This is a genomic window from Herbaspirillum sp. C7C2, from assembly GCF_022627865.1.
Classification (GTDB): domain Bacteria; phylum Pseudomonadota; class Gammaproteobacteria; order Burkholderiales; family Burkholderiaceae_D; genus Herbaspirillum; species Herbaspirillum frisingense.
In genome coordinates, this window is sequence record NZ_JABXGI010000049.1 from 1 (window position 1) to 736 (window position 736).

At 63.3% G+C, this 736-nt stretch carries 1 protein-coding gene; it reads right to left on the minus strand.

Annotation, left to right across the window (positions count from 1 at the left end; all coding sequences use genetic code 11):
- Window positions 1–103: 103 nt before the first annotated feature.
- On the minus strand, window positions 104–736 hold a 633-nt coding region (locus tag HWE04_RS24170), incomplete at its 5' end, for a branched-chain amino acid ABC transporter permease (protein ID WP_241813920.1).

Genomic DNA, 736 nt, shown 5'->3' on the forward strand with positions numbered 1-736 from the left:
CCTGCTGCGGGTTGCGCTTCATGTCGAAGGTCATGAGAGCCATAGTGTTCTCTTCCGATTCTCTAAGTTCTGTTTTTAACTTTTAAGTCTTGAGTCTTAAGTCTTAAGCCCGATCCGCCACGCGCTCGCCCATGATCCCGGAGGGGCGCAGGGTCAGCACGATGATCAGCACGATGAAGGCGAAGATGTCCTGGTAGTTGCTGCCCAGGAAGTTGCCGGTCAGGTCGCCGATGTAACCAGCCCCGAGGCTTTCGATCAGGCCCAGCAGGATGCCGCCCAGCATGGCGCCGTAGATGTTGCCGATGCCACCCAGCACCGCCGCCGAGAAGGCCTTCAGGCCGGGCACGAAGCCCATGGCGAACTGTGCGGTGGAATAGTTGGCTGCCCACATCACGCCGGCGATGGCCGCCAGGGCCGCGCCGATGGCGAAGGTGACGATGATGACGCGGTTGGCATCCACGCCCATCAAGCCGGCGATGCGCGGGTTCTCGGCGGTGGCGCGCATGGCGCGGCCCATCTTGGTCTTTTCCACGATCAGTACCAGGCCGATCATGGCGGCCAGCGCCAGGATCAGCAGCATGATCTGGGTCGGCGAGATCAGGGCACCGGCGATGTGCACCGGGTCGGACGGCATGACCTGCGGGAACGGCAGGGGACTACGGCCCCAGATCATCATGGCGAAGGTCTGCAGCAGGATCGACACGCCGATGGCGGTGATCAGCGGCGCCAGGCGCGG